General features: G+C 36.0%; 29 protein-coding genes and 2 pseudogenes. 15 read left to right on the top strand and 16 right to left on the bottom strand.

What is annotated here, in order from left to right:
• The first annotated feature begins 42 nt into the window (after nucleotides 1-42).
• From AN486_RS02670 to AN486_RS02660, 3 genes are all read left to right on the top strand, one after another.
• Nucleotides 43-621, top strand: a complete 579-nt coding sequence (locus AN486_RS02670; protein WP_053540119.1) for a Uma2 family endonuclease — start codon at nucleotides 43-45, stop codon at nucleotides 619-621.
• Between the two features lie 61 nt (nucleotides 622-682).
• Entirely contained in the window at nucleotides 683-1,261 is a 579-nt protein-coding gene (locus AN486_RS02665; RefSeq protein ID WP_148762513.1) for a hypothetical protein, read from the top strand.
• 240 nt (nucleotides 1,262-1,501) lie between these two features.
• On the top strand, nucleotides 1,502-2,095 hold the full coding sequence (locus AN486_RS02660) for a peptidylprolyl isomerase (protein WP_290599176.1): 594 nt from the start codon (nucleotides 1,502-1,504) through the stop codon (nucleotides 2,093-2,095).
• 97 nt (nucleotides 2,096-2,192) lie between these two features.
• Here the strand turns inward: AN486_RS02660 and AN486_RS02655 are convergent, their stop codons facing one another.
• Together AN486_RS02655 and AN486_RS02650 are read right to left on the bottom strand one after the other, a co-directional pair.
• Nucleotides 2,193-2,768, bottom strand: coding sequence for a Uma2 family endonuclease (locus AN486_RS02655; protein ID WP_168636829.1), 576 nt, complete (start codon nucleotides 2,766-2,768; stop codon nucleotides 2,193-2,195).
• A 66-nt stretch (nucleotides 2,769-2,834) separates the two neighbouring features.
• A complete protein-coding gene (locus AN486_RS02650; RefSeq protein WP_290599115.1) occupies nucleotides 2,835-3,569 on the bottom strand; it encodes a Uma2 family endonuclease in 735 nt (244 codons plus the stop codon).
• A gap of 493 nt (nucleotides 3,570-4,062) precedes the next feature.
• Between AN486_RS02650 and AN486_RS02645 the strand changes: the two genes are divergently transcribed.
• Nucleotides 4,063-4,695, top strand: coding sequence for a hypothetical protein (locus AN486_RS02645; protein ID WP_290599113.1), 633 nt, complete (start codon nucleotides 4,063-4,065; stop codon nucleotides 4,693-4,695).
• A 296-nt stretch (nucleotides 4,696-4,991) separates the two neighbouring features.
• Here the strand turns inward: AN486_RS02645 and AN486_RS02640 are convergent, their stop codons facing one another.
• On the bottom strand, nucleotides 4,992-6,491 hold the full coding sequence (locus AN486_RS02640) for a putative Ig domain-containing protein (RefSeq protein WP_290599111.1): 1,500 nt from the start codon (nucleotides 6,489-6,491) through the stop codon (nucleotides 4,992-4,994).
• 194 nt (nucleotides 6,492-6,685) lie between these two features.
• Between AN486_RS02640 and AN486_RS02635 the strand changes: the two are divergent.
• Nucleotides 6,686-7,793: pseudogene (locus tag AN486_RS02635) on the top strand (IS630 family transposase).
• 2 nt (nucleotides 7,794-7,795) lie between these two features.
• Here the strand turns inward: AN486_RS02635 and AN486_RS02630 are convergent.
• Both AN486_RS02630 and AN486_RS02625 read right to left on the bottom strand, forming a co-directional pair.
• Nucleotides 7,796-8,524, bottom strand: a complete 729-nt coding sequence (locus AN486_RS02630; protein ID WP_199924290.1) for a hypothetical protein — start codon at nucleotides 8,522-8,524, stop codon at nucleotides 7,796-7,798.
• Nucleotides 8,525-8,691: 167 nt separating this feature from the next.
• Nucleotides 8,692-9,213: a hypothetical protein gene (locus AN486_RS02625; protein WP_053540125.1), complete on the bottom strand. Its 522-nt coding sequence runs from the start codon at nucleotides 9,211-9,213 to the stop codon at nucleotides 8,692-8,694.
• 760 nt (nucleotides 9,214-9,973) lie between these two features.
• On the opposite strand from AN486_RS02625, the gene AN486_RS02620 reads away from it, so the two are divergent.
• Nucleotides 9,974-10,897 (top strand): NB-ARC domain-containing protein, encoded by a 924-nt coding sequence (locus AN486_RS02620; protein WP_234413223.1) that lies wholly within the window; start codon nucleotides 9,974-9,976, stop codon nucleotides 10,895-10,897.
• Here AN486_RS02620 and AN486_RS02615 read toward each other — a convergent pair.
• Nucleotides 10,894-11,649, bottom strand: a complete 756-nt coding sequence (locus AN486_RS02615; RefSeq protein ID WP_053540126.1) for a Uma2 family endonuclease — start codon at nucleotides 11,647-11,649, stop codon at nucleotides 10,894-10,896. The genes AN486_RS02620 and AN486_RS02615 overlap by 4 nt on opposite strands.
• 180 nt (nucleotides 11,650-11,829) lie before the next feature.
• On the opposite strand from AN486_RS02615, the gene AN486_RS02610 reads away from it, so the two are divergent.
• Nucleotides 11,830-12,054: a hypothetical protein gene (locus AN486_RS02610; RefSeq protein ID WP_015081312.1), complete on the top strand. Its 225-nt coding sequence runs from the start codon at nucleotides 11,830-11,832 to the stop codon at nucleotides 12,052-12,054.
• On the top strand, nucleotides 12,044-12,421 hold the full coding sequence (locus AN486_RS02605) for a type II toxin-antitoxin system VapC family toxin (protein ID WP_053540127.1): 378 nt from the start codon (nucleotides 12,044-12,046) through the stop codon (nucleotides 12,419-12,421). The genes AN486_RS02610 and AN486_RS02605 overlap by 11 nt, the downstream gene beginning before the upstream one ends.
• 27 nt (nucleotides 12,422-12,448) lie before the next feature.
• On the opposite strand, the gene AN486_RS02600 is transcribed toward AN486_RS02605, so the two are convergent.
• The 5 genes from AN486_RS02600 to AN486_RS02580 all read right to left on the bottom strand — a co-directional run bounded on the left by AN486_RS02600 (nucleotide 12,449) and on the right by AN486_RS02580 (nucleotide 15,925).
• Nucleotides 12,449-13,027, bottom strand: a complete 579-nt coding sequence (locus AN486_RS02600; protein WP_199924291.1) for a hypothetical protein — start codon at nucleotides 13,025-13,027, stop codon at nucleotides 12,449-12,451.
• A gap of 120 nt (nucleotides 13,028-13,147) precedes the next feature.
• The gene (locus AN486_RS02595; protein WP_053540128.1) at nucleotides 13,148-13,363 is read right to left on the bottom strand and encodes a hypothetical protein; all 216 of its coding nucleotides are present in this window, start codon (nucleotides 13,361-13,363) and stop codon (nucleotides 13,148-13,150) included.
• A gap of 6 nt (nucleotides 13,364-13,369) precedes the next feature.
• Nucleotides 13,370-13,813, bottom strand: a complete 444-nt coding sequence (locus tag AN486_RS02590) for a hypothetical protein (RefSeq protein WP_199924292.1) — start codon at nucleotides 13,811-13,813, stop codon at nucleotides 13,370-13,372.
• Nucleotides 13,814-13,897: 84 nt separating this feature from the next.
• Complete coding sequence (locus tag AN486_RS02585; RefSeq protein ID WP_199924293.1) at nucleotides 13,898-15,160, bottom strand: protein phosphatase 2C domain-containing protein; 1,263 nt, start codon at nucleotides 15,158-15,160, stop codon at nucleotides 13,898-13,900.
• A 93-nt stretch (nucleotides 15,161-15,253) separates the two neighbouring features.
• Nucleotides 15,254-15,925 (bottom strand): vWA domain-containing protein, encoded by a 672-nt coding sequence (locus AN486_RS02580; RefSeq protein WP_053540129.1) that lies wholly within the window; start codon nucleotides 15,923-15,925, stop codon nucleotides 15,254-15,256.
• Nucleotides 15,926-16,128: 203 nt separating this feature from the next.
• Between AN486_RS02580 and AN486_RS02575 the strand changes: the two genes are divergently transcribed.
• Both AN486_RS02575 and AN486_RS02570 read left to right on the top strand, forming a co-directional pair.
• Entirely contained in the window at nucleotides 16,129-17,016 is an 888-nt protein-coding gene (locus AN486_RS02575; RefSeq protein ID WP_053540130.1) for a hypothetical protein, read from the top strand.
• 76 nt (nucleotides 17,017-17,092) lie between these two features.
• Nucleotides 17,093-17,329, top strand: coding sequence for a hypothetical protein (locus AN486_RS02570; RefSeq protein ID WP_053541339.1), 237 nt, complete (start codon nucleotides 17,093-17,095; stop codon nucleotides 17,327-17,329).
• A 216-nt stretch (nucleotides 17,330-17,545) separates the two neighbouring features.
• Here the strand turns inward: AN486_RS02570 and nifD are convergent, their stop codons facing one another.
• Nucleotides 17,546-18,940: a nitrogenase molybdenum-iron protein alpha chain gene (nifD, locus tag AN486_RS02565; protein ID WP_053540131.1), complete on the bottom strand. Its 1,395-nt coding sequence runs from the start codon at nucleotides 18,938-18,940 to the stop codon at nucleotides 17,546-17,548.
• 162 nt (nucleotides 18,941-19,102) lie between these two features.
• A pseudogene (gene nifH / locus AN486_RS02560) lies at nucleotides 19,103-19,552 on the bottom strand (nitrogenase reductase); the annotation flags it as partial.
• 110 nt (nucleotides 19,553-19,662) lie between these two features.
• Here nifH and AN486_RS02555 point away from each other — a divergent pair.
• Both AN486_RS02555 and AN486_RS02550 read left to right on the top strand, forming a co-directional pair.
• Nucleotides 19,663-21,090 carry an integrase gene (locus tag AN486_RS02555; protein WP_290599101.1) on the top strand — a complete coding sequence of 476 codons (1,428 nt, stop codon included), beginning with the start codon at nucleotides 19,663-19,665 and terminating at the stop codon, nucleotides 21,088-21,090.
• A gap of 60 nt (nucleotides 21,091-21,150) precedes the next feature.
• On the top strand, nucleotides 21,151-21,756 hold the full coding sequence (locus AN486_RS02550; protein WP_053541340.1) for a hypothetical protein: 606 nt from the start codon (nucleotides 21,151-21,153) through the stop codon (nucleotides 21,754-21,756).
• An 18-nt stretch (nucleotides 21,757-21,774) separates the two neighbouring features.
• Here AN486_RS02550 and AN486_RS02545 read toward each other — a convergent pair whose 3' ends face one another.
• From AN486_RS02545 to AN486_RS02535, 3 genes are read right to left on the bottom strand one after another with little or no spacing between them, the layout of a single operon-like run.
• On the bottom strand, nucleotides 21,775-21,999 hold the full coding sequence (locus AN486_RS02545; protein ID WP_053541341.1) for a type II toxin-antitoxin system HicB family antitoxin: 225 nt from the start codon (nucleotides 21,997-21,999) through the stop codon (nucleotides 21,775-21,777).
• A gap of 19 nt (nucleotides 22,000-22,018) precedes the next feature.
• Complete coding sequence (locus AN486_RS02540; protein ID WP_053540133.1) at nucleotides 22,019-22,297, bottom strand: type II toxin-antitoxin system RelE/ParE family toxin; 279 nt, start codon at nucleotides 22,295-22,297, stop codon at nucleotides 22,019-22,021.
• Nucleotides 22,278-22,490: a hypothetical protein gene (locus AN486_RS02535; protein ID WP_053540134.1), complete on the bottom strand. Its 213-nt coding sequence runs from the start codon at nucleotides 22,488-22,490 to the stop codon at nucleotides 22,278-22,280. Before AN486_RS02535 ends, AN486_RS02540 begins: the two co-directional genes overlap by 20 nt.
• A 244-nt stretch (nucleotides 22,491-22,734) precedes the next feature.
• Here AN486_RS02535 and AN486_RS02530 point away from each other — a divergent pair, with 244 nt between their 5' ends.
• Genes AN486_RS02530 through dcm form a run of 3 tightly spaced genes read left to right on the top strand, consistent with a single transcriptional unit; the run spans nucleotide 22,735 to nucleotide 25,889 of the window.
• Nucleotides 22,735-22,938 carry a helix-turn-helix domain-containing protein gene (locus tag AN486_RS02530; protein ID WP_053540135.1) on the top strand — a complete coding sequence of 68 codons (204 nt, stop codon included), beginning with the start codon at nucleotides 22,735-22,737 and terminating at the stop codon, nucleotides 22,936-22,938.
• 60 nt (nucleotides 22,939-22,998) lie between these two features.
• Entirely contained in the window at nucleotides 22,999-24,672 is a 1,674-nt protein-coding gene (locus AN486_RS02525) for an Alw26I/Eco31I/Esp3I family type II restriction adenine-specific DNA-methyltransferase (protein WP_290599094.1), read from the top strand.
• Nucleotides 24,669-25,889, top strand: a complete 1,221-nt coding sequence (gene dcm / locus AN486_RS02515; protein WP_053540137.1) for a DNA (cytosine-5-)-methyltransferase — start codon at nucleotides 24,669-24,671, stop codon at nucleotides 25,887-25,889. Before AN486_RS02525 ends, dcm begins: the two co-directional genes overlap by 4 nt.
• Nucleotides 25,890-26,414: the final 525 nt, after the last annotated feature.

The raw sequence follows: 26,414 nt of genomic DNA, 5'->3' as shown, positions 1-26,414 counted from the left end.
TTGTAGTTGCTATAATCAAAACAAACTTAGAAAAATCCTCATATGATAGCCATTCCTCAACAACCGCAAAAAATGACCATTGAAGAATATCTTGCATGGGAACTTGACCAGGATATTCGCTATGAATATATCAATGGCGAAGTCTTTGCCATGACTGGTGGTACAATTCCCCATAATGATCTTGCTCTCAATCTTTACAGAAACCTATATCCACATCTGCGTCCTAGAGGTTGTCGAGTCAATGTATCAGATGTGAAAGTGCAAGTTACCCCTAAAAGCCCATACTTCTATCCTGATCTTATCGTTAGTTGTCACCCTGATGACCTTAATGCCCGCAAATTTATTCAAAACCCTAAATTGATTGTTGAAGTTCTTTCTCCTGGTACAAGTAATAAAGATAGAGGAGAAAAATTCAGATATTATTTAACAATGCCTAGTTTACAAGAATACATCTTGATTGATTCCGAAAAAATATCTGTTGAACGTTACTGTCGAGGAGAAGGAAGAATGTGGCTTTACTATCCCTACACTACTGGAGACATCATCACTTTATCAAGTATTGAATTTGAATTTCCCATAGAAATACTTTATGATGGTGTAGGATTGGAAATAGAAACGTAAAAATATGTTTCCAACATAAGTTTGATAAATGTCAGTTAAAATTTAATCCCTTATTAAAACTATGGCCAAGCGGAAAAAAAGCAATCTTCAATGGATTAAAGAAACCCTAGAATTAAGCCCAGATCATCATTGGGAAGGTCCTGATGATTATAAGATTTTTGTAGCTGGGAGAGGCGCGGTTCGCTTCAATGTTCCCCAAAATTGGGTATTTGAACCACAAGAAAAATCTTTTAAGTTCATGGATAAAAAACCACCTGATGATGATTGTTGTTTAGAGGTATCTTACAATCATTTACCCCCGAATGACTGGACACTGTTTCCCCTTAAACACACTTTGAAGAAAATCATGGAAGATGATAGCCGTGATGTGATTGAAAGAGGAGAAGTAATTACTGTTAAGCGACAAACAGCCCGGATTATGTGGTGTCAAATTAAATTTATTGACACTCAAACTGAACCCAGAGAAGCTTTTTCTCGGACTTGTGTGGGTTTGGGTTCAAATATTCAATGTTTAATTACCTTTGATTATTGGGCAGATCAAGCAGAGCAATTAATACCGATTTGGGATGAAGTGATGCGGAGTTTGACACTAGGATTATATATCAGAGATCCGAGAACTGGTTTAGCTTTTCCTGATTAAGTAAGTGGGCGTTAAAAAATATAATATAAACCTAACCCCCCAACCCCCTTCCCTGGGAGGGAAGGGGGAATCAAAGCCTCTCCCCTACCAGGGGAGAGGTTTGGAGAGAGGTTTTATATTTAATTGTGCCAAGCTACTTAAAATGCCGATAAAATAACCTCAGCTTGAGTTTTTGCATGACGAATGGAGGTTGTTGGTTTGACAGTAGGTAGTACGAATTTGGGTTAATTGTGGATTTTGGTGAACATTATTTTCAATATTTTAGGTAAACTAGAAGCGACAAAACAACCCATTACAAAGATTAGTAATTCAATATTCATGGCAAATCCCACCGCAACTCTAGAAACTTCCCTTGGTACTATTACTCTTGAGCTATTTACCGATGTTATGCCCATAACGGCGGGAAATTTCATCAAATTGGCTAAAAGTGAGTTTTATGATGGTCTACATTTCCACCGTGTGATTAATAACTTCATGGTGCAGTTTGGTTGTCCTTACAGTAAAGATCCTAGCTCTCCTCGTGCGGGTACAGGTAATAGTCCTGATGGTTGCATTCAAGATGAGCATCCTGAAGATGGGAAACTTTCTAACGAACCAGGAACTTTGTCTATGGCTAATACGGGAAGACCTAATAGTGGTAGTTGCCAGTTTTTTATCAACACTGTCCACAATCACTATCTGGATTGGTTTACACCTGGTCAATCTAAACACCCTGTTTTCGGTCGAGTTACTGAAGGGATGGATGTATTGAAAGCCATTGAAACTACTCCCACGGGTGCAGGCGATCGCCCCACAACTCCAGTTAAAATGATCAAAGTGACTATCCACGAATAAAATCAAAGATGAGTGTGGAGGTTTCTCCGCACTCTTGGGGCAAAATTCCCGATTTCTCATCAAAGAACTCCACAAAAAACCAATCCGATCAAACAAATTAACCTTCTATTTCTTCTTCAGTAAAAATAGGAGGCCATAATTCAGAAACGGCTAATTCCCAACCGGGAAAAAGTTCTGGTAAAGTTAAAATATCGCCATTATTTAAAATAGTTGGTTCACCTTGATGACGATAAACTGTAACAGTTTCTTCATCAGGATCAATTAAAATTCCCATCACAGCACCTAATTCTACAAAGTTGAGAATTTTAGTAACTAAAGGTTTAATTCTATCACTTTGAGATTTAATTTCTACTACTAAATCTGGCACAAGTTCGCCAAAATAACGGGGACTTTGACGCAGACGTGCAGCCCGAACAAAAGAAACATCTGGTGCGGTGAGGTTGCTATCAGGTAAAATAAAACCACCAGCAGAATCAAATACTCTTCCTAAACGACGCGGATTTACCCAAGCAAAGAGGAAAGCAATTAAACGACTACTAATTTCACTAGATACAATATCCGATGGACCCACGATAGAAATTCTCCCGTTTGTTAATTCAACATCATAATCTAACCCTGCTTCACTAAAAGCAGTTTGGACTTGTTCTACATCTTTAATTGTCATGATTGACATAAAATTATCCTCCTAATATACAAAGTTGGGGTAATTAAAACAAACACAATTTGATTTTAGATTTCCTTAAATCGTATCTGGATCAATATTTAACTCTCTCAATTTTGCGGCTAACCTTTGAGATTTTTCATTTGATATTTTCGCTTTTTCTGCTTCCATTGCTGCTCTTGTTGTTTCCATCTCTGCGCTTTCTTCCGGTGTAGGAACTAAAACTCCTAATGATGTAAAATATCTTAATAAACCTTCATGAATTCCTAAATATAACCCCAATTCTTCACTCCATAAATGTCCTTTTTCATTAGGTTGTAAGGGTTGATATTTGCCACTGATTAAATTAAATCCTGCAAATTCCAATGTATAAGGATCAAACCAAAAATAATCAGGTGTACGGAAAGTATCTTGATAAAGTAGTTTTTTAGTTTCTCTATCAGTTTTAGCTGTGGTTGGTGAAAGAATTTCGACAATGACATGAGGATATTTGCCATTTTCTTCCCACACTACCCAACTTTTTCTAGTTTTTCGTTCTGTTCCTAAAACTACGAAAAAATCTGGACCTCTAACGTCTTCTGATTTTTTTTGATGAGGACTATAGTAAATACTTAGGTTTCCGACAGCATAAAAATCAGTTCTGTCTTTCCATAACCATTCTAAACATTTGAAAAGAAGAATAATTTGACGTAAATGCAGTTCTGTTTCCACGGGAGGTTCATCACTATATAGGTCACTGGGTGGAAAAATGATATCTTCTGATATATCTTCTAAGGCGTTTGGTTGTAATTCCAGTGCTTGAGTAATCATCATGTATGATACCAAGTAATTATTTGTTTATTGTAGCATTAATTGTCAATTACTTTCACTGAATTATCGCAAATCTCTTAAACATTTGCCATAGCTTTTTGCCGTCATCCACACGATCTAAAAATTGCTCGACCAAAAGGAACTTACCTTAAGGGACTTCCAATTAAAAAAATACCCAAAAATTTCTTGTGGTGCGGGACGAAAAGCCCGCTAACCATCAAGGATGGGCATCCTGCCCGTCCCACAAAATTGGGTAATTTATTTTTTGGTGTTCCCTAAGAACAAGCCCCATATCTCATCAACCGCCTTGTCACCCGTTAAGCAGAAAATTAACACACATTGAAATGGCTAATCCTAGATCATTAAATGATTTAAATGATAGCATAGATGATTACTTATGGTAACTATTTATAGTAAATATTGGACTGATTTGGCACAAGGTTGTTAGATGTTGTGGAGACGTTTTTTAACTTCCCCTTTGATATTTCTTCTTAGTATGCATACCAACCCCTTTAAACAATTACAAGTCAATTTTTCTGTAACCGCTGCTACTATAGCCTTGTTGGTTACTGCGCCATTGATGGCTCATGGTCAAGTTAATAGTACCACCACTAAGCCGACCTCATCAAATTCTAAGACATCAGTAGTTAATATATCCATTACTGAGGCTGAAGTCCTGGCTGCTCAAAAAGCCTGGGGTGAAGCATTGGTTTCCATCAGTACCACCTATGATGAAAAGGGGATAGCCGCTGCTAGAAAATTGGCTGACAATATAATAGATCAAGCATATGCTTATCAATCGGGATTGGTGTTGTTCAAGCCAACCTTGACAACTGGAGACCAGACCTTCCGCACGACACACAAAGGAGCTTTGTCTTATTTTGTGGGTGGTGATTCCTCCTTCCCTAAAGATACTGGTTTTGCTCTCAAAGGATGGCGAAAGGTGGAAATTCGCAACGCTGGTATTTTTATTCTTGGTAATACTGCTACCACTATGGGTAATGTTTCCATAACTGATAAAACAGGTAAAGTCACAACAGTAGATAAAACCTGGCAGTTTATTAGAGGTGGTGATGGAAAATTGCGTATTATTGTACACCATTCTTCTCTGCCCTATAGTCCAAAATAAATATGAAATAGACCCCCGACTTCTTAGAGAAGTCGGGGATATGAAATAACTCTAATCGCATTAAAATAAGGTTGTTAATTTGACGGTAATTAATTGTCTGAATCAGGATTTCCAGGATGAAGGATTCGGTGGTTAATTCGAGCGATCGCTGTGGGAATTTGTCTGAATCAGAATTTCCAGGATTTCAGGATTTCCAGGATGAGGTATTCGGTGGTTAATTCGAGCGATCGCTGTCCCTATATCCCTAGATCAGGAGCTTAACGCATCGCGCTAAACCCCTATGGGAGAATTATATTCTAAGCAAAGACAAACTGTTTAGAATCTGTCAAACTCAAGCTACTGGCTTGAATCCCAGTCAGAGTCGCTAAAGTTTGATTGTTGAAGACAATCGCAGTATCAGCACCAACTTGATTTAACTTGAGTGTGGATGTGGTAATACCTAAACTGACAGCACCTTGAATACCAATGACATCAGTACCCAGTTGGAAGTCAAGCACGGTATTAGCCGAAGAGGGTAATTCAGCATTGACAATCCAGAATTGGTCAGCACCAGCACCACCGGAAATTAAGTTACCACCACCAAGACTAACTCTGAAGATATCTTTACCATCACCACCTAAAGCGCGGTCATTGCTACCCAAGTAGAAGGTATCATCCCCAAGACCACCGGATATGCGGTTGCCACCTTGACCATCTTTAGCATTAAAGGTGTCATTACCGTCACTACCGAAAGCGCGATCGCCTTTATTCACAAAAATTGTATCTTCACCGCTACCCAGATCAACGATATTGTTACCTGAGTTGGGAAAAACAGATACAGTGGACAGGTCTACCTCATCTTTACCTGCACCTGTAAATACAATATTGTTTTGACCATCGAATTGACTACCAGGAGTAGCAATTAATTTATCATCTCCTGGAGTTCCTACAGTTGTAGATTGGTTGTCAATGATTTTTTCGACTGCGATCGCAAAAATATCATTAGCAGATGTTCCGGCTTTATTTGTAGCGATCGCCTTAATATTCAAACTACCCACATTATCATTAGTGGGAGTACCGCTAAAGGTGCGAGTTGTAGAATTGAAGGTTAACCAACTTGGTAAAGCATCGCCATTTTCTAATGTGGCTGAATAGGTAAGAACATCATCAGCATCAATATCTGTGAAAGTATTGGTGGGAAGTTGGAAATTAAAGACGTTATCTTGTTTAGCGTTTTGGTCTGCAATTGCATTTGCTGTGGGAGCTTCATTATTAGTAACCTCCTCATCATTCGAAATATTTCGAACAAAACTAGCATTACCCTCAATATTGGGTTGCTCGTCCAGCTGTCCTCCAGTGGAACCGGCAACATATATAGAACCATCTAATCCTGTTGTTATAGCATTGACAGAATCATCACTACTAGTTCCTAAGAGCTTTGTCCATACTTTAGTACCATCAATTGTATATTTTGTAATAAAAGCGTCAATGCCACCATTATTATTTTGCTCGTCCAGCTGTCCTCCAGTGGAACCGGCAACATATATAGAACCATCTAATCCTGTTGTTATAGCATTGACAGAATCATCACTACTAGTTCCTAAGAGCTTTGTCCATACTTTAGGTTTAGTACGATCACTTGTATATTTTGTAATAAAAGCGTCAATACCACCATTATTATTTTGTCCGTCCAGCTGTCCTCCAGTCGAACCGGCAACATATATAGAACCATCTAATCCTGTTGTTATAGCATTTGGGTATTCATTTTTATTAGTTCCGTATATCGGGAAGTAAGCCACTTGATTATCAGCTTTCAATTGTGCAACAAAGACATCACTATTATCACTAATGGTACTACCGGCAAGATATATCCAACCATCAGTATTTATTGCCAGCGCCCTGGCGGATTCATCGCCTGGTGATCCTAACAGTTCTGTCGAACCGAAATTAAGCTGTTGTGCAGCTTGATTGTATAATAGAAAATTAAGTTAATAAGCAATCACCAGGAAGTATGCCAGCAAAAAACCATCTATCACAAGAGCAGAGAGAAAAGCTATTAAAAAACCTAAAAGAGCAAGAAAACCCATACATAAGAGAGAAGATACTGATCTTGTTGTTGATGAATGATGGGAAAACTTACCAAGAAATTAGTAATTTTTTAGATATCGCATATCCAACAGTAGCATATTGGGCAGTACATGGAGATCCTGATAACCTAGAAAGTTTTTTGGATGGAAGAAGAGAAGGTAACTTCCGTAAAGTTACCAAAGAATATGAAGAATTATTATTAGAAATAATAGAAAAAGAGCCGGCAGAATATGGCTATGAATTTGGTCGTTGGACAGCGGCTAGATTAGCAACATATCTAGAATCAGTAACAGGAATTAAGTTAAGTGGTTCTCAGGTAAGGAGAATCTTAGCGAAAAAAAAGTACGTTTACCTTTGGGCAAGATATAGCTTGGAAGACAAACAGAATCCAGAGAAACGGAAGTTATTTAAAGAAAAATTGGCAGAATATTTAAAAATAACTAAAGAAACGCCAGAGCGTTTACAGGTATGGTTTTGGGACGAAAGTGGATTTAGTTTGAGAGTGATAAGAAGAAAAACATGGGGAAAGAAAGGGAACAGAAAAAAAGTAACGGGACAAAGAAGACTCTTGATGAGTAAATATTATGGGAGGGTTGCGTTATCATGACAAAAAAAGAATTAATTTTGTCATAAAAAAGGGGAACGCAGATGTTTTTTATGAACAGTTGACATCATTGAATAATTTTCTAAGACAAGAATGGATAGAACAAGGAAATCAAATTGAAAGTTTTCAGAATAATTCTGCCAAGATAGTTATTATTCTAGATAATGCCAGTTTTCATAAAAGAAAAGATATTTTAGCTCGGATTGAGTCAGAAATGCCAAATATTATTTTGGAATTTTTACCACCGTATAGTCCAGATTATAATTTAATTGAATTAGTTTGGCATTCCGCAAAAGAATATATAGCTCATAGATTATTTGAATCAGTATCACAGCTAGAAGAGTTGTTAAATAAATTGCTAAATGAAGGAGGTCTTATTATTAAATGGGAGCGCAAAATTAAAAATAAAGGTAATGCCGTTTATTAAATTTAACTGCGTAACAGCTTACCTTCAAGAGTGTACTTACTGATGAAAGCATCATTGTTACCATTATTAATTTTTCCATCTAGGTTTTTACTAGTAGATCCCGCAATATATATAAAAGATCCGTACGTCTTTATAGCATAAATATTTGTATTAGATAGCTGTTTTTCAAAAAGTCCGGGATTTGGATCTTCAGGAGTATCCGGGTTTTCATAAATCTTCAGTCCACGGAATTTAGCAGTGGCAGTCGGATTAGTAACATCCTGATCATTACCAAATGTTAGATAAGAAAACCTACCGTTGAAGTGATCTTCTAATAAAATTTTGTATTTATGCCACCCCAAATTCGTTGCATATCTATCAATACCGTTAGTGATTGGATTCCATTTAGGAATTGATTCCTGTGATCCCCATATCTGAAAAGTTGTATCGTCAGTCGTTTGATCATTAAGAAGGTTTTTATCGTACACCACATTATCGTTATCAAATCCTATACTGTGAATCTCTCCTTCTTTAATACCCTGAAATTCAAATTCTAAAATTGTTTTAGGGGTGATTTTATGGTCAATCTTGACTTTTCGCCATAGACTTCCCTGAAGTTCTAATTCATTTCCATTAACTTTTACAGTTCCTTCTTGATCCGTCTGATCTTGATCTTGCTCATTTCCGTAAGCAGACAGTTGAAAGACATCTACCTTACCATTGACTTCTATTGAAATTTGATCGGATGTCATAATATTATTTACCATCAATTGTTTAATACTTTATGAGATCGGTCTTTTCAGTTGGCTTGTACTCCAGGGGAAACATTTAGATGCGTTTCCCCTGGCAGTCTTGTCACTACAACTTACAAAATGCGTCACGCATCAGATCCATCAATCAATATCCACAACCACCTTGACTAGCAACGAGTACATCGCATGGAATTTATCTTTACACCACTCCATATTGTTACCGATGCCTTTCCTATTGTAACCCACTGACCTTTTTGCTTCTCTTCTTGATATTCCCATGTGGTTTGATTTCCTGTGGGAGCTACATAAATCTTTGCACCTTGATTAGGTTCAAGTTTTAGGGTTTGTTCTACCGTTTCAGAATACTCACTCCCAGATTTAAAACCGGATTCCGCACTAAGCATCTGAAGATCTACTTTCCCAGTCGAAGTAAGTTCATGGGTATACTTTACAGTTTTTGAATATTTACACTCAGATCCTTTCAATACACTCTTGCAGATGTGAACAGGGGCTGTTGTTTTTCCTGTCACGAATTTAGTTCCAGTTTTCCTTAACCGTGTTTCTTTCCCGAAAAAAGCTAAAGGATTTTGTCCAGCTTTGGAAGAGTTAACATTAACTAAACTTAAACCAAAGACAGTAGATACAGTAATGGCAGAAACAGCGATCGCAGATGATATGATCTTATTCATGTCAATTCCCCCGTTTGAATAACGTACAAATTCTTATTGGGAGTAAATGCAGATAAATATGAAATTCACTACCCGACCCACAATAAATTACGATAGTTTTAAAACATACTTAATTTAATATGCCCAAAAGAGGATGTAAAGCCCTCAAAGGTATGTATAAGTGATATAAAAGTCTTTAAACGTAATATTATGTCACCCATAAAAGCGATCGCAGATGATATGATCTTATTCATGTCAATTCCCCCGTTCAAATAACGTACAAATTGTTATTGGGAGTAAATGTAGATAAATATGAAATTCACTACCCAACCCACAATAAGTTACAATAGTTTTCAAACATACTGAATTTAATACGCCCAAAAGAGGATGTCAAGACCTCAAAAGTATGTAAAAACGTGAAAAAGTCTCTAAAAGTAATATTCTGTCACCCATAAAAATCTTCACAAACGCCATTAGTCAAAAATTTATCTCTTACACCAAACCCGCGAAGGCGGGTTTTGTCTGTGTAGCCGTGACTTCCACTCGCCAGGCTAACAAATTTCGGCGTTGCTGAATTGAGGTATGAAATTCCCAAATTGAACCTTTAAAACTCTTACCTTTGCGTCTTTGCGCCTTTGCGTGAGACTAAAATTCATACCCTTAATCAGCAACGCCCAAATTTCCAACCAGCGCAGATGGGTTTTGTCTGTGTAGTCTCCCCAGAAGATGTATTAAAAGCATGATAGAATATCAAAAAGTCTTGACTTGAAGGGGGGGAGTAGTGTTAAATATTGAAGAGATAATTGAAATTGCAGATAACCAAGTCTTTGAGCATCAAGGACACCATCTCAATGATTTACAAAGAGCTATCCTGGAAGGGACACTACAGGGTAGATCTTACGCAGATATCGCCACAGAACACCACCACAGCGAAAAATACATCAAGGATAGTGCCAGTAAACTGTGGAAATCCTTATCTCAAGCAGTTGGAAAAAAAGTTAATAAATTTAATGTCAAGTCAACTTTAGGTAGATGTAGTTTCTCTTCAACTAATATTTTTAAAGGAATACAAATCAATAGTGGTAATTTTTTTAAAGAATCTGCACCATCACCAGAAAATCATGAAATTATCCATAAACAAGAACAGATAACCTCTCATCTAGATTTAAAAGATGCACCTGAAATCGGTGATTTTTATGGACGCAAAGTAGAATTATCATTACTACAACAAAAAATCCTCCAAGGAAAATGTAATTTAATAACCTTACTGGGTATTAAAGGTATTGGAAAAACTGCTTTAGCTTTAAAATTAGTTGATAATATCAAAGAAAATTTTGAGTTTGTTATTTATAAAAGTTTAAAATCTCTACCCAGTTTAACACAACTAATCACAGAGACAATTTACCCTAATGATCAGGTTATTCCAGATAATTCACCTCATCAACTTTCACAATTTAAAAAAGCCATAGAAAAACACTCTTATCTGATTATCATTGACGATGTTAACTGTATTTTTTCAAAGCATCAAGTATCAGGTAAATATCAACAAGGGTATGAAGAATACGGAAATCTATTTAAATTATTATCAACAACCAAACATCAAAGTTGTCTAATTATCAATAGTAGTGAGGAAATTCGTGAATTATCGATCCCTAGATCCCCAACTTCTCAAAGAAGTCGGGGATCTAAATGGGATCTAAATTAAATTGTATCTGGATCAATATTTAATTCTCGCAACTTTGCTGCTAACCGTTGAGCTTTTTCATCAAACATTGCTGCTCTTTGGGCTTCAATTGTTGCTCTTTGAGCTTCAATTGCTGCTCTTTGAGCTTCAAATTCTGCACTTTCTTCCGGTGTGGGAACTAAATCTCCATCTGGTGTAAAATACCTTAATAAACCCTGAACAATTCCTAAATATAAATCTAATTCTTGACTCCATAAATGTCCCTTTTCATTGGGTTCTACAGGTTGATATTTACCATGTATTAAATAAAAACCTGCAAATTCTAAGCTATAGGGATCAAACCAAAAATACTCAGGTGTGCGGAAAGTATCTTGATAAAGTTCTTTTTTAGTTTCTCTATCAGTTTTAGCTGTGGTTGGTGAGAGAATTTCCACAATCAGGTTAGGATATTTACCATTTTCTTCCCACACTACCCAACTTTTTCTAGTTTTCCGTTCTGTTCCTAAAACTACGAAAAAATCTGGACCTCTCACATCTTCTGATTTCTTTTGATGAGGACTATAGTAAATACTCAGATTTCCAACAGCATAAAAATCAGTTCTCTCTTTCCATAACCATTTGAGAGATTTTATTAAGAGCATTATTTGTTCGAGATGCAGTTCTGTTTCCACGGGAGGTTCATCACTATATAGGTCACTGGGGGGGAAAATGATATCTTCTGATATATCTTCTAAGATGTTAGGTTGTAATTCCAGTGCTTGAGTAATCATCATGATATGATACCAAGTAATTATTTGTTTATTGTAGCATTAATTGTCTGAAATGGCTAACGCCACGCTTCGCTATCAGGATATCCAGGATTTTAGGATTTACAGAATTTTATTTATCATTTATGATGATTGTTACTTGAGTTTGGACTAAAATAAAATTGATATCCAATTATTAACATCAAAATGGAAGTTCTTCAACTTACAACGATAGTGGATTCATCAGGTCATTTGCATCTTGACATTCCCACACAACTTGATCCGGGAGAAGTAAGTATTGTGCTGGTAATTAATCCAGTTGTCCCATCTAAAGATCAAAATCTCAAGTATGATTTTTCTGATTTGGTAGGACGGTTAAATTGGCAAGGAGATGCAGTAGTGATGCAAAGGACATTAAGAGATGAATGGTAATCGCTATGTGCTAGATACGAATGCGATCATTGCCCTGTTACAAGGTAATACCCAACTTATTCAATTACTTCAAAATGCTAATTGGATTGGGATTTCGATTATTAGCCAGATTGAATTTTTGGTTTTTTCTGGGCTAACTCAAAGCGATCTCCAACTTTTTCAACAATTTATTCAGCGAGTGGAAATTGTTGGTTTGGCAGCAGGTGATCCGGTATTAGTTGACAAGATTATCGAAATTCGTCAGCAATATCGGTTAAAATTACCTGATGCAGTAATTGCTGCAATAACAATCCAAAATTCAGCAAGCTTAGTGACTGCTGATCAAGAATTTGCAAAGATCAACCGTTTGAAGGTCATTAATTGGTAGCGATCGCCTCGCCTGCTATAATTACCATTAACTATTCATTATGTTTGCTATTGTTTGTTCAAATTTATCACATTCTTGTACTAGTCTATCAACTATTTTGCAGAAATAATTAATATCAATTAAACTCATTTCTGCATTATGAATAATTGAAAAAACCTGCTTATCTTCTATCTTTTCTATACACCAAAAACCGAATTTATATCGTGCATTACTTATCAATAGCCAAGTAGATAAACTATGCGGTATATCATCTGTATCATCAAATTTTAAACTACTTGGACAAGAAAATTCTAGAGTCGAATCATATTTGAGAATAAATACAGTTTGTGTAGTACCAGAATCCATACTAAATCTCATGATAGCTCTTGTATCATTAATACTATAAAGATCCCAGCCAACAGTTTGGCAGAAATTCTCTATTGTTGATCGAAATTTGAATGAAGATAATAAGTCTTTATCAATAGCCATTGGTTCATCTCCTAAATTAACGGTTTTAGTAGTAGTTAGTATCGTCCATTCTCGTCCTCCACAAACTTGACATTCAGAAGGTTTCATCAGAGATACAACTTCACAGCCACAACTTTTACATTTGTATGTTTTTTTCATGAGTTAAAAATTTATAATTTCCGTGTAAAATTCATAATTAACTGATTCTTAACGTCTTTATTTTTATCGTTTTTAGGTAAAGTACCATTATTATAAAGATATTTAATCTGTTGCTGTACTTCAGTTATTTGAGGTCTTTTTTTTTTGTTTACTTTTTTCGCCTCCTGGTGCTTTTTCTCCTGGATATACGGGACTCAGAAATTTTTTCACAAAATACTCATTACCATCATTGATATTTACAGCAAAACCCCATTGACATTGCCCACCATTAGCGCTGTCAAATTCACGGGTTACTAAATATTTATCAGCAATTAGATCACCTGTTTTATAAGACATTGATTACTATCTCCTATTATTTAATCTATTCAAAATATTTTGATGTTTTTCCTTTGCTTTTCGTTCCATTCGATACTCTGAATACAAATCTAATTCCAAGAGTATTTCTAGACTATTTAATGCGGCGTTAAACTCTCCTTTTATTTCTTGTAAACTTGCCATAAAATAGTAAATCGAAGGTTTTTTGCCATAAGGTAAAATTGAACTACTATTAATTATACGTAGACAGAACTGAATTGCTGTATTGGCTGGCTGACATTGCTCAACCCTTGATTGAATAAGAGAAGCAACAAAAAACTCTAAGTGCTGATCAAAATCCGTAGAATTTACATATTTTTCCGAACCTTCACATTTAAAAAAGTCCTCATAAAATTCAACCGATTTTCTCCAATCTTTTAATTTATAGTAAATTCCACCTAAAATTTGATATGCTTCTACAAATATTTCCATTGACTTTTCTGGTGGACGGTTAATAACTTCTTTAATATGAAAGGCAGCATCAGTTAAAAATTGATTTTTCTTTTGATAATTATACTATTTTTCTGCTAATTCATAGTAAATTAATCCTAATAGATATTTAGGATTAATTTCGTCTGGTCTTATTTGTAAAGCCTGGTTACATAATTTTCGCGCTTCTTGAAACTGAGAATGTTCATAACAATAGTTAGCACGATCATAAAGCTTTTTAACTTCTTCATCTGCTTTTTGTTTAGACAATTCGTTAAATTGTTCAAACAGGTTATTTGTACTTGGATTTGCAATAGCTATAGTAACTGGTGTAACTGGTATATAAGATTTATCTTCTATACCAGTTACATGAGAAATAGGTGGAATATCTTGAATAAATTGTAGATAATATTCATAATCAATTCTATAATTTTCCCATAGCTTTTTTAAGCTATCATAGTTATTTGTATCAGCAATAAAGTTACTTTGGAGATATTTTAATCGCTCTTGATAAGATTTTTTAAGATGTTTTATTACATTAAAACCAGCCGCATAAATAATTAAAGAAACATCATCTTGTTTAATTTCGGTATATTTTTGATCAATTAATTCTCTCCAATTAGTATCTTCTATTTTATCACCTTCTGAATTTAAAAGTGTTTCTAGTAACAATTTTTCAAACTCCCAAGGAGCAGAAAAATACTGAAAACAACCATCAGTACAAGCTAGAAAACAGCCAGCTTCTTCAAATCTATAATTCTGAAAATGGATTTGCCATTTGGGATTGATATCAGCAGTTAAATATTGAGACATTGGTGGATCTTGTCTGAGCATCTCAAAGGCATCTTTGGAAGTTACTAAATCATCCTTAGTTAATTGCTGTAATCCTTTAGTGGGACTAAGAAAATAAATTCGTGAATCTCCCATCCAAGCTAAATTAACTTCAAAAATTTTATCCTGAGTTTGTTGTTTAGGAATACTAGCTAAGGCAATTGTTGTGCAAAGTTTATGCTCTACTAAAGAACCTTTAAGCCGAGATGAAGTGGTTCGCATATTATTATCATCTGCGGCTTTTTTTAGTGCTTGACAAATTTTTTTTTGTAATTCTATAGCATTTTCTGAAGTTATCTTACCATTCCATTGTTTGAAAAATTCTTTACTAATTTTCGATGCTATTTCTGAAGCAATCCGTCCTCCAGTTTGACCACCATAACCAGCAGAACGACCTCCTAAACCATCAAATACTCCCATCAAATAAATTTGTGTTCGTTCAAAATATTCGATTAGGTTATCATCTTCACCTTTATTTTCAGCTACTTCTAAATTTACTACGAACTGAAATTTTGTCATAACCATTACTAAAGTCCTTGTTGAAGTTTTTATTTTAATTAAGAAACTTAACTTAACCACTCATATTTTCATGATTAAGTTAACTGTCATTGCTTATATACTGTTAGCGATCGCATCTAAAATCTGATCTTTTTCTAATTCTTCTAATCCATTACCCGCTGCGGAAACATAATGAATTGTATTTTCCCAGCTACTCATAACCGTCCAAGGTGAAGCATCAGGAGCAAATAAAAGCAATCGTTTGGCTGATACTGGAATTTCGTGCCAATAATCTGTCAATTCATCAAAGGTTTTTGGGATATTATTAGGGTAGTTGCTAGGTTTTCCACCTTTTTCTAAACTATGAGCGCTGGCATCTGTGTAAACAACTACCACATATCTTTGCTTGCTAAAATTCCCTTTTTGCCAGTCGGATTTAAGTGCTAACCCCAATCCTTCTAAGCCGTTTTCGGGTTCATCCCCACCACCTTCAGCTTCAATTCGAGAGATAAAATTAGCAAAATCTGGGGACTGCGATCGCAAATCGAAAAATTCTGAACATTGCATCGCAATTTCTGGTGAATCTGCCCAATAATCCCGAAATACAATTACCTTAGCTCTAAGTTGGTCAATTTTCTTAGTTTTTTCCTTCATTTTGGCTTCTAGCTTCTCATAAAACTTCAGAGCGGTTGATTTCACCTCTTCAATCAAATGACCCATTGAACCTGTGCCATCAATACACATTACTAAGTCCACTGCATAGGTTACACCCTGATTGTCAGCCATAAATTTATATCCGTACTTATGTTTTAGCTAGTTCTTATACTAAATGTTCTCTTTTGAACTTTCTACACCAAAAAAACCTGTTTTTCTCGCATTTATATAACGAAATATAAACTCAGTAACCCAAAAAACACTGAAAAAGTATGATTCTCATGGTTGAAATTAAGTTATAATTGTTGCTGTAATACTTACCCAGCCTAGAATATATGAATGTTACAGAGTTATTACAATTTGTGGATCAAGTAGTCCAGAAACAAACGGGAGAACATCTAGACGATTTAGAAAAAGCTATTCTCAAAGGACTTTGGCAAGGTCAAACTTACAATCAAATAGCAGACGAATCGGGATACAATAGTCAAAACTATATTGGAGATGTTAGTCGTAAGTTATTTAAAACTTTATCAGAACAGTTAGGTGAAGATATTAATAAATATAATTTTTGTTGGACGTTAGAAAGAGTTATAAATTCTCCCCAATTTGTTGGTTTAATAAATACTAAAATTAACTGGTGTCCTAATTATCCTAAACCTGATAAAAATCAATCTCATGAAGAAAAATCAACCAGCCAATTATTCTACCATGATTTAACAATTGCACCAAAAATTACCCACTTTTACGGACGCGAAACAGAACTACAAACCCTATCTCATTGGTTAATTAATCAAAATACCCGCCTCATTTCCATTTTAGGATTACCTGGAATTGAAAAAAGCTGGTCAACCCTGATTAATTTATATGAAGGTAATCCAGCTTATTTACAAGATATTTCTAGTTTAATTAGAAATATTTTCCAAGGTAAGATATCAGATTTTTTAAGTGAAGGGTTGCTGTTGACAGAGAATATGAAATATCAATTAAGTGAACTATTTAATAGACTATCAACAGTAGAACAACAGATAGTTTTAGAAATGAGTAAATCTAATCAACCTGTGAATAGAGAACAATTAAGAGAAAGTTTATCTTTATCTTCTATGGAATTAATTAATGGTTTACAGTCTTTAAAGAGGCGCTATTTAGTTACAACTATAGAAAGTGATAAAACATTGTTTATTTTATCTCCTGTTTTTAGAGAATATGTTATAATAACTCCTTGAGTTAGTGATATTCTGTGTAGATATCACATCCCAAATATTCAATGATAAAATCAAGAAAATTAAAGATAATTTACCAATGACAACTACACTAGTTAAACCGTCCCAATTACTACCTGAAGGAATTTGCATCAAGCATATCAACAACCTCATGCTATTCAAATTTACCGATAAGCTAGGTGAACGGATGCAAGAACTGCTTGATAAAAACAAATTAGATACCCTCACCCCAGAGGAAGCAATAGAACTAGAGGCAATAGGGGAACTTGACGATATCTTCAGTTATATTAACGCTGCTGTTGCTGCTCAAGACTAACACACCATACTATTTAGTCTATAAAACCAACCCACAAAAAGTTATCCTATTTAACTAAATCACCAAACATCACAAATTAACAACCATCTCAAACCCAGACAAAATCAGACCTTTATTACTTGCAGTTATCCACAAACAATGTTATTATAGAACATAATAAAATCCATTTAGTCTAAAAATTAAACTCTCTTAATTCCCCAACCAAAAAACCTCAAATTAACGCACCTTTCTACCAACATTACTAAGTTCGGAGTAATCCCAAGAGTGCATTTGACGGAAAGGAAGACCCATCTTTTGGAAGACATACTTCTCTTTCACACCGGAAGCAACTAAGTCTGGCTTCAATGCTTTGATGAATTCTTCAAATTCGTAAGCGGTAACGTCGTCATAAACGATAGTTCCGTTTTCGATGTAGTGAGTAGTACGTTTATAGTCGTCACTGTGAGCGAACTCATAACCAGTACCAATCATCTTCATTCCCAAATCTTGGAAAGCGGGAACAACGTGACGGGGACGTAAACCACCAACCATCATTGCAACTGTCTTACCTTCCAAACGGGGGCGATATTGACTAACGATCGCATCCATGGTAGGTTGGTACTTAGCAATTACTTTTTCAGCATTTGCTTGGATTTTTGCATCAAACTTAGAAGCAATTTCACGTAAAGATGCAGCAATCTTGGTAGGACCAAAGAAATTATATTCTAACCAGGGTATACCATAAGCTTCTTCCATGTGACGGCTGATGTAGTTCATCGAGCGGTAACAGTGGATGAGGTTCATCTTCACATTTGGTGTCATCAACATTTCGTTGATTGTACCGTCACCAGACCATTGAGCAACAACGCGCAAACCCATTTCTTCTAATAAAATCCGGCTGGCCCAAGCGTCACCACCGATGTTGTAGTCACCAATGATGGCTACGTCATAAGGAGTGCCTTCAAACTTCAATGTACCGTCTTTCTTAGCCTTGTCTGCTCTGGGGAATACCCAGTCACGAATCATGTCGTTAGCGATGTGGTGTCCTAAAGACTGAGACACACCACGGAAACCTTCGCAACGAACAGGAATAACTGGCTTACCGATGGTTTTGGATGTGTTTCTAGCTACTGCTTCGATGTCATCCCCAATCAGACCGATAGGACATTCAGATTGAATAGAAACCCCACGGTTTAGGGGGAATAATACATCTAATTCTTCAATTAATTTAGTCAGTTTCTTGTCACCACCAAACACGATGTCGCGTTCTTGGAAGTCGGAGGTGAAGTGCATAGTACCAAAGGTATCAACACCTGTTGTACCTAAGTAGTAGTTACGACGACCAGACCAAGACCAGTAACCGCAACCAACGGGACCGTGACTGATGTGGATCATGTCCTTGATAGGACCCCAAACCACACCTTTAGAACCTGCGTAAGCACAACCACGAGCGGTCATTACACCAGGTAAGGATTTGATGTTAGATTTAACACCACAATCAGCCTTACCTTCTTCAAATACGTTTAAATGCTTCTCACGCTTCTTAGCAGCTTTTTCAGGGTAAGCTTTGAGAACTTCTTTAACTAGTTCTTTTCTTTGTTCAACAATCTTCTTGTCGTCGGTCGAAGTCATTGTTAATCTCTCTTGCTCCTAAAGGAACGGAAATAGGGATGAGGTGTTTGGGGACATGAAGTCCCCTGTAGCGATAGGGAAATGTTGGTCAAAGGTGAGAGCTTTTGATGTGCTGCTCTCTGCCTTTTTCCTGGTACTAGAAAATTCTTTCTTAGCAGTGAATTATGCTGTTTTACCAACTAATTTTGCAGCATTTTCTTCGCTTTCAAGAATACCGAACTCAATCAACAATTCTTCCAACTCTTCCATTTCGATAGGTGTAGGGATGGTGAGGTTAGTGTTGTTGATGATCTTCTTAGCTAGTGCGCGGTATTCGTTAGCTTGTTTGCTTTCTGGTGCATACTCGTTCACTGTCATCCGACGTAGTTCAGCGTGTTGAACTATATTGTCGCGGGGAACGAAGTGAATCATTTGAGTGTTCAAACGTGCAGCCAAGGTTTCAATTAATTCGATTTCTCGGTCTGTGTTACGGCTGTTACAGATCAAACCACCTAAACGAACTCCACCGGAGTGAGCATATTTAAGTACACCACGAGCGATGTTGTTTGCAGCATACATCGCCATCATTTCACCTGATGTAACGATGTAGATTTCTTGTGCTTTACCTTCACGGAAAAGAGTAATAAGATAATTTTAAAAGCCGGAAAATGTTCATTTTCAACTATGTTTGCCGCAATCATTGTCTGGAGTGAACAGTTTTTTTATTAGGGTAAATCTAGGGTATGGACAGAACACAGGAAGCATTTGCCGATTTTCACCAAACAGCTATTACCGACGGGGGATATTTAGGCAGAATGCAAGCAGTAGAAAACCAGGAAAATCACTTAACGGCAAAACTGACAACAGAATTAAAGGCAATTAATGCTAGACTAAGAGCCGCTAGGGTGAGTGTTTCTGTCAGAAAATCCGGCAATTCATTACAGTTGAGAACTACCTTACCTATTAAACCAGGTGATATTGATAAAAACGGTAGCGGCACAAAGCAATATGATATTTCTTTGGGTATTCCCTTTAGTTTTGATGGTTTAAATACGGCAGAAGAAGAAGCTAATGAGTTGGGAAAATTAATTGCCAGAAAACAATTTATTTGGACTGATAAATATTTAGGCAAAACAAGATTTAAAGCTAAGTTCCTCACCATGTTTGAGTTGGTTTCTGAGTTTGAAAACAACTATTTCCAAACTAGGAAACGCACTCTCAAAAGTAACAATACTTTTAATAGTTATTTCTACATTGCTAAAACACATTTGCCAAAAGATAAATTAGCAATAAATGCCAATTTTATTGATGCTGTGAAATTTTGCCCATCTTCCGATAGTGTAAAAAATGAATTAATTAAGGTAATTAGGGTTTTATGTAAATGCTCTGGTTTAGAAGTTCCAGAATTAAGTAATTTAAAAATCAAAGCTATTTCTCAACGTAAGCGTGATATTCCTACTGATGCAGAGATAGAAACAGAATATCTCAAGTTTGAAACCTATGCAATTAATCGTCCTAGTAAGTTGACAACTAGGGAAGATAGAAATAATTGGCAACTTTGGCGTTGGGTTTATGGGATGTTAGCAACCTATGGATTAAGACCGATTGAAATTTTTGTTAATCCTGATTTAAATTGGTGGTTATCATCAGAAAATACGATGAATACATGGCGTGTGAATCAAGAATGTAAAACGGGAGAAAGGGAAGCTTTACCATTATATCCGCGTTGGGTGGAAAGTTTTAATTTAAAAGGGGATACGGAAGCGATCGCACTATTAAAAGCAAAAATCCAAAATAAAATTACCAGTAGAGAAATCAACGCTGTACGACATGGTACAGATAGATGGTTTAGATTTGTGGGGATTCCCTTTCAACCTTACGATTTACGCCATGCTTGGGCAATTCGAGCGCATTTGATGGGGATTCCTATTAAAGCTGCTGCTGATAATTTGGGTCATTCTGTGAATATGCACACATCTATTTATCAAAAGTGGTTTAGTTTGGAAAATCGCAAGGTGGCAATTGAGGAAGCAATTAAGAAAAAATCAAAAGTTGAAGATCTACAAGATATTGTAATTAGATTGGAACAGGAAAATGAGAGGTTGAGAATTGACAATGAAAGATTGAGGTTGCAGATGGGACACAGTTTGATAAAAATTGAGTTAGGATAAGAGTTAGCCTCACGCAGAGGCGCAAAGAGTAATTTTATAAAACTAGGAATGTTACAAGATATGTCTTATAGTCAATTTACATCTATTGGTAAGGTTAAAGAAGCTTTTGGTTTAAAAACTCAGGAAGGTGGGCGTTTTATTCCTGCTATTGAAAAAATTGAACCATCTGCTACACTCAAGGCATATCTTGAAGAAAGTATACCAATTTCTTCTTCTGCTAGTGAAAAAGCTCGTTCTGAAGGAATTATTTACCCAGTTTTATTAGAAGTAAGAAAGATTTTAAATCGGCAAATTAGCTTATTTTCCGGTGAAGATTTTACAGTTGATGAGTCCGTAGGACTTAATGGAATTTGCGATTTTCTATTAAGTAGTTCTCCTGAAGTGTTAGAAATTGAAGCCCCGGTAATTGTCATTGTTGAAGCAAAAAAGGCTGATTTAAGAACTGGGTTTGGACAATGTATTGCAGAGATGGTGGCCGCGCAAAGATTTAATGCTGCTAAAAATAATCCCCTTCGTGTTATTTATGGTGTAATTAGTAGTGGTACACAATGGCGTTTCCTGAAGTTGGAAAATGATCTTGTTACTATTGATTTAATGGATTATTCTCTACCTCCTGTGGAAGAAATTTTGGGTATGTTAGTTTGGATGATGCAAAATGGCGGGTAATTCAGCAATTAAAAGTTACTAACCAATTGTCATAGAAGAACCTACCATTAAAGGCTGTGGAAGTGATCTTTCTTGTAACTGATATTCTTCCATTAAAAGTTCTAATACTTCTTCTCCATTTTTTAGAGCTTCTGCATAGCTTTCTCCGTGAGTATGGGCATAAGGACCAAACTCTGGAAAACTGACTACATATTTTTGATCTTCATCTGACCACTGAATTAAAATACTGTAATGGTGATTCATAATTACTCTTCCTCTTGATTTAATTATAAACATCTCCTTTTGTACCAATTGTGAAAATTTCAACTTCACCAGATTGGGTATTAACTGTAAAGACAATTCTGATTTTACCAATACGTAATCTATAAAATCCTTCCCAATCTCCTTTCATTTTTTTAATATCAAGTTCTGTAAAGGGAATAATGGCTTGTTCTTCGACAAAATATAGAAGTTGGGATATTTTTTCCTGGATTTTCTCAGCATCTTCAAGATTTGCTTTTTCTAAAAACTTAATAGCATTCTTACGAAATTTTATGGCCATTTTTCACCCACTCTGTCATATCAACTAATTCTTTATCTTCATAGTCTGATGGTGAATCAAGCATTTCATCTAGTTCTTCTTGTTCTTCATCACTTACATAGGGTATAAGGACTTGACAGAGCAACATTCTTTCTTCTCGCAAAACTTCGCGGATGCTTTCTTTGATTATTGCTTTAAGTTCTTGGATTTCCATGAGCATTATCCTTGAGAATATAAGTATTATATATTTTTTTTAAGCGATCGCTCTCAAAACTCACAACACCAGAAATGCGATTCCTGCGGAGTGCGTTGCGATCGCTCTCCTTCCTCAAAATAAAATCGGAAATACGATCAACTCAACTTTATAAAAAGCTGGAGATTAGTAGAGTAAAATTAACTCTAGATCAAAACTAATAAATGCGGACAACGCAACACATAACTAAAAATCTTGTGGAAAGATGACTGACACCGAAATGATTACTGTTTCAGAAGCTTCTCTTGAATCAGGTTATACACCCCAGCACATTCGGCTACTTATTCGTCAAGAACTAATAAAAGCTCGTCGTGCAGGTGGAATCTGGTTAATTGATGCTTCTAGCCTACGCAATTATATAGATAGGAGTCCCAAACCAGGACCTAAATCCGACAAACCAGATGCTTGATTTATATTCTAAATAGAATATAATTAAAATTATTAACAACTTTGAACCAGAGAGTCAACCGTGAATCACCTAGAAATACTTCAATCTACACCTGCTGCTCAAGTAGGACTTGGGAGAGATAACCTTCTAATCAAGACAACTGGTAAGTTTTACACTCCAAAATTCATTGGTGAACGGCTGGTTGATAGTGTTCTGACTGTTGCATCTCGTACAGAAAATACTGGAGAGCTATCTGTTATTGATCCATTTTGCGGTGACGGGCGATTAATTGTTTGGCTTTTGGAGCGTGTTTTAATTTTTCCTAGTCTGACAAATCGATCATGGCGAATTGAAATATGGGACTGTGATGAGCAAGCAGTCATTCAAGCAAAGCAGGCTATTGAGAAAATGGCCAATTATATCGGCATTAATTTTACTCTGAGCGCATTTTCTCACGATAGCTTTGCTTATTTTATATCCCAATTTAGAGGAAGACAAACAGATAATAAACCACAATTCGACATTACAATTACCAATCCTCCCTGGGAAGTTATTAAGCCAGATCGCCGTGACCTTGAAAGATTGGATGAGCAAACAGAGTCAATGTATATTGAATCGTTGCGAGCGTTATCACAAAAACTAAAAAATAATTTTCCACTGTCAATGCCGAGAAAAATGTTCGCGGGTTGGGGTATCAATCTTGCTCGTATTGGCTTGGAAGTTGCCACCCATTTGACAACAAATCATGGAGTTACAGGAATTGTTTCACCGATATCTTTCCTTAGCGATCAAAATTCTGAACCTTTACGAAAGTGGTTACTGACAAATCATGCAATTAAATATATAGATTACTTTCCCTCTGAATCCAGACTTTTTGAAGGTGTTGATCAAACTTGTGTTAATATCACAATTCAAGCAAATAATCCAGGACAAAAAACTTTTACTTACAAATTTGACAAAGATTTAAGTTGCATAGAATATCATCAAGAACTTAATTTATCTGAAAGCTTTTTAAAATCAAATTCTTATGTTATTCCTGTTTATTCCAATCAATCGCAACTTAATCATCTACTTAAATTCTCAGAACTAGAAACTCTTGGAGATTTGCAAGGTAATGATGAAGGGCAATTGTGGACTGGTCGAGAATTAGATGAAACAGGTCATACAAGCTATTTATCATTAAAAGGTTATTATCCATTTATTAAAGGAAAAATGATTGAAAGGTTAACTAGAGTTAACCAACCTTCGATGTTTATTGATCCAGACAAGAAACTAAATATTCCTCCATCAGTGAAATATCCACGAATTGTATGGCGAGACGTGAGCAGAACTACTCAAAAGCGAAGGGTTCAGGCAACAATTATTCCTAAAAACTGGGTTACAGGTAATTCTCTTGGTGTAGCGCATTTCCGAACAGATAATTTTTCAAAGCTTTACACTCTTCTCGGTATTATGTCCTCACTACCTTTTGAGTTTCAAGTTCGCTCGATGCTATCAACTTCTCATGTTTCTGTAGGGGTGTTACGCAAGACTCGCATACCACCAATTACCTCTGAATTGACTACAAAATTAGTTCCAATGATTGAGCGAAAACTAGCTGGAGATGTTACAGCAGAAGTAGAAATTGAGATTGTTGTTGCTAAAGCTTATGGTTTAGATAGTCAAGGGTTAGCTGAAATTATGCAATCTTTCCCTAAACTTACTCCAGAGGAGTGCCAAAACTTGCTTGATCATCCAATGTGGAGAACCTCATGATTCCAAATCATTACTCAGCAAAACTCAGTGACCTTGACTTGGCAATGGTGGTACACATTCCACCTGGAGGTAATTGGAAAAATATTCCAACTTCCATACCATCTCAACGTTTAGTTCAAATTCGAGAAAGTTATGCTCAGGGTAAGGGAAGCCGCTCTACTTACTATGGGCGATTACACCCAGATGCACCAGCTTACACAATCAACACTTACTTTAATCGTCCTGGTAATGGCTGTCATCTCCATTATGACTATGCAGGTGGTCAGCATCGGGTCATTAGCCAACGTGAAGCAGCAAGGCTTCAAAGCTTCCCAGATAATTTTTGTTTCCTGGGATCTCGTACTGCGATTAATACACAAATAGGTAATGCTGTTCCACCACTTCTGGCATATCAAATCGCCTTGCATTTAGGATCACCGGGAATGTTTGTAGATATCTTCTCAGGAGCAGGGGGGTTAGCACTAGGATTCAAATGGGCTGGTTGGCAACCTATAGTCGCTAACGATATTGAGCGCATAGCTCTGGAAACTTATGCTAAAAATATTGATTCTTCTGTAATTGTTGGAGATATTAGGGATGATCAAGTTTTTTCAAAAATTGTTTCATTAGCTGTTGCTGCAAGACAAAGTAAACCTGATTCTAAATTGTTTGTTTTGGGAGGTCCACCATGTCAAGGATTTTCTACTGCTGGTAATGCTAGGTCAATGCAGGATGAGCGTAATTCACTATTTAAAAATTATCAACGAATTATTGAAGCAATAAATCCAGATGGTTTTGTTTTTGAGAACGTTATGGGTTTATTAAGTATGGAAAATGGTTTAGTTTTTCAGCAAATAAAAACTGCTCTTGAATCAGTAACAGATAATCTTTCAACTTGGAAAGTAGATACAGCAAATTATGGAATTCCACAAAGGCGCAAGCGTGTAATTTTGATCGGTTTGCAGCAAGAAAAACAGCCTATTCCACCTCCCACACCTGTATGTGATTCAGATGGAAGCGGTTTACTAGGTCTTTCACCAGTAGTCAGAGTTGATGAAGCCATCAGTGATCTACCACCTTTAGAAGCTGGACAGGATGGAGAACATCTTGATTACATAATGCCAGCACTAACTAAATACCAATCCTTAATGCGTAATATAATCACACCTGCACAGTATTTAAAAAAATTGCACGATAAAGAAATTTACACTTCTGTCTCTATTCAAGGTTTAAATTAAGTCAAAAAGTAATATACTAGGAGATGCTTAAAAGTGATTGACATAACGAATAAAGACTTATACGAGGCATCGTTAAAAGAACTCCAAAAGTATGGAAACAGTGTAGGGCGAAATTTCAAAGGTCGCTTAACTCAGGTTTTTCTGGCATTGAAATTTTGGCGAAGTGAAATCCCAAGTATTTTCTCCGATCAATCTGTCTCAGCCTTAATTATTCAGAAAAATATAGATCCCACATTCCGCACCCTTGACTGTCACAAACGGTGATTACGGAGGTAAATTGATGAAAAATGAGTAAAAGAATACATTTATCTATAAAAAAACAAATTTTAGATAGGAAAATTGATTCAGATACATTCTCAATAAGAAGCAATAAAGAATGAGGGTGGTTTCTGGCAGAAAATATAATATAATTTTATTGTTAGTCTATCAAGACTTAATCATAACTTATATCCTTCTAGAAATAAACTTAAAAACAGCATTAAAACTTAAACTCATTAATAAAATCAATGAGTCAAATTGTATAAT

Source organism: Anabaena sp. AL93 (genome assembly GCF_001672085.1).
GTDB classification, from domain to species: Bacteria; Cyanobacteriota; Cyanobacteriia; order Cyanobacteriales; family Nostocaceae; genus Dolichospermum; species Dolichospermum heterosporum.
Note: the sequence above shows the minus strand (reverse complement) of the source record. Positions and strands in the feature narration are given on the sequence as shown.

What these genes read in the sequence shown, in the direction of transcription:
- AN486_RS02670 (WP_053540119.1), top strand. Translation starts at nt 43, where the DNA reads ATGATAGCCATTCCTCAACAACCGCAAAAAATGACCATTGAAGAATAT.
- AN486_RS02665 (WP_148762513.1), top strand. Translation starts at nt 683, where the DNA reads ATGGCCAAGCGGAAAAAAAGCAATCTTCAATGGATTAAAGAAACCCTA.
- AN486_RS02655 (WP_168636829.1), bottom strand. Translation starts at nt 2,768, where the DNA reads ATGTCAATCATGACAATTAAAGATGTAGAACAAGTCCAAACTGCTTTT.
- AN486_RS02650 (WP_290599115.1), bottom strand. Translation starts at nt 3,569, where the DNA reads ATGATGATTACTCAAGCACTGGAATTACAACCAAACGCCTTAGAAGAT.
- AN486_RS02645 (WP_290599113.1), top strand. Translation starts at nt 4,063, where the DNA reads ATGCATACCAACCCCTTTAAACAATTACAAGTCAATTTTTCTGTAACC.
- AN486_RS02630 (WP_199924290.1), bottom strand. Translation starts at nt 8,524, where the DNA reads ATGACATCCGATCAAATTTCAATAGAAGTCAATGGTAAGGTAGATGTC.
- AN486_RS02625 (WP_053540125.1), bottom strand. Translation starts at nt 9,213, where the DNA reads ATGAATAAGATCATATCATCTGCGATCGCTGTTTCTGCCATTACTGTA.
- AN486_RS02615 (WP_053540126.1), bottom strand. Translation starts at nt 11,649, where the DNA reads ATGATGATTACTCAAGCACTGGAATTACAACCTAACATCTTAGAAGAT.
- AN486_RS02610 (WP_015081312.1), top strand. Translation starts at nt 11,830, where the DNA reads ATGGAAGTTCTTCAACTTACAACGATAGTGGATTCATCAGGTCATTTG.
- AN486_RS02605 (WP_053540127.1), top strand. Translation starts at nt 12,044, where the DNA reads ATGAATGGTAATCGCTATGTGCTAGATACGAATGCGATCATTGCCCTG.
- AN486_RS02600 (WP_199924291.1), bottom strand. Translation starts at nt 13,027, where the DNA reads ATGAAAAAAACATACAAATGTAAAAGTTGTGGCTGTGAAGTTGTATCT.
- AN486_RS02595 (WP_053540128.1), bottom strand. Translation starts at nt 13,363, where the DNA reads ATGTCTTATAAAACAGGTGATCTAATTGCTGATAAATATTTAGTAACC.
- AN486_RS02590 (WP_199924292.1), bottom strand. Translation starts at nt 13,813, where the DNA reads ATGGAAATATTTGTAGAAGCATATCAAATTTTAGGTGGAATTTACTAT.
- AN486_RS02585 (WP_199924293.1), bottom strand. Translation starts at nt 15,160, where the DNA reads ATGACAAAATTTCAGTTCGTAGTAAATTTAGAAGTAGCTGAAAATAAA.
- AN486_RS02580 (WP_053540129.1), bottom strand. Translation starts at nt 15,925, where the DNA reads ATGGCTGACAATCAGGGTGTAACCTATGCAGTGGACTTAGTAATGTGT.
- AN486_RS02575 (WP_053540130.1), top strand. Translation starts at nt 16,129, where the DNA reads ATGAATGTTACAGAGTTATTACAATTTGTGGATCAAGTAGTCCAGAAA.
- AN486_RS02570 (WP_053541339.1), top strand. Translation starts at nt 17,093, where the DNA reads ATGACAACTACACTAGTTAAACCGTCCCAATTACTACCTGAAGGAATT.
- nifD (WP_053540131.1), bottom strand. Translation starts at nt 18,940, where the DNA reads ATGACTTCGACCGACGACAAGAAGATTGTTGAACAAAGAAAAGAACTA.
- AN486_RS02555 (WP_290599101.1), top strand. Translation starts at nt 19,663, where the DNA reads ATGGACAGAACACAGGAAGCATTTGCCGATTTTCACCAAACAGCTATT.
- AN486_RS02550 (WP_053541340.1), top strand. Translation starts at nt 21,151, where the DNA reads ATGTCTTATAGTCAATTTACATCTATTGGTAAGGTTAAAGAAGCTTTT.
- AN486_RS02545 (WP_053541341.1), bottom strand. Translation starts at nt 21,999, where the DNA reads ATGAATCACCATTACAGTATTTTAATTCAGTGGTCAGATGAAGATCAA.
- AN486_RS02540 (WP_053540133.1), bottom strand. Translation starts at nt 22,297, where the DNA reads ATGGCCATAAAATTTCGTAAGAATGCTATTAAGTTTTTAGAAAAAGCA.
- AN486_RS02535 (WP_053540134.1), bottom strand. Translation starts at nt 22,490, where the DNA reads ATGGAAATCCAAGAACTTAAAGCAATAATCAAAGAAAGCATCCGCGAA.
- AN486_RS02530 (WP_053540135.1), top strand. Translation starts at nt 22,735, where the DNA reads ATGACTGACACCGAAATGATTACTGTTTCAGAAGCTTCTCTTGAATCA.
- dcm (WP_053540137.1), top strand. Translation starts at nt 24,669, where the DNA reads ATGATTCCAAATCATTACTCAGCAAAACTCAGTGACCTTGACTTGGCA.